1 pseudogene is annotated in these 262 nt (G+C 67.2%); it reads left to right on the top strand.

The window, feature by feature from the left end:
- A pseudogene (gene glyA / locus U5775_RS39255) lies at positions 1-262 on the top strand (serine hydroxymethyltransferase); the annotation flags it as partial.

Below are 262 nucleotides of genomic sequence, written 5' to 3'. Positions count from 1 at the left end.
TTATATCGACAGCGTGCTCGCCAATGCGCAGGCGCTGGGCGACGTGCTGAAGGCGGGCGGCGTCGATCTGGTCACGGGCGGCACCGACAACCATCTGCTGCTCGTCGATCTGCGTCCCAAGGGCCTCAAGGGCAATCAGGTCGAGCAGGCGCTCGAGCGCGCCGGCATCACCTGCAACAAGAACGGCATCCCGTTCGATACGGAAAAGCCCACGATCACCTCGGGCGTTCGCCTGGGCACGCCGGCGGGCACGACGCGCGGC

This window comes from Paraburkholderia sp. J63, assembly GCF_905220245.1.
In the GTDB taxonomy this organism is placed as follows: domain Bacteria; phylum Pseudomonadota; class Gammaproteobacteria; order Burkholderiales; family Burkholderiaceae; genus Paraburkholderia.
This window is presented reverse-complemented; position numbering and strand designations above follow the sequence as displayed.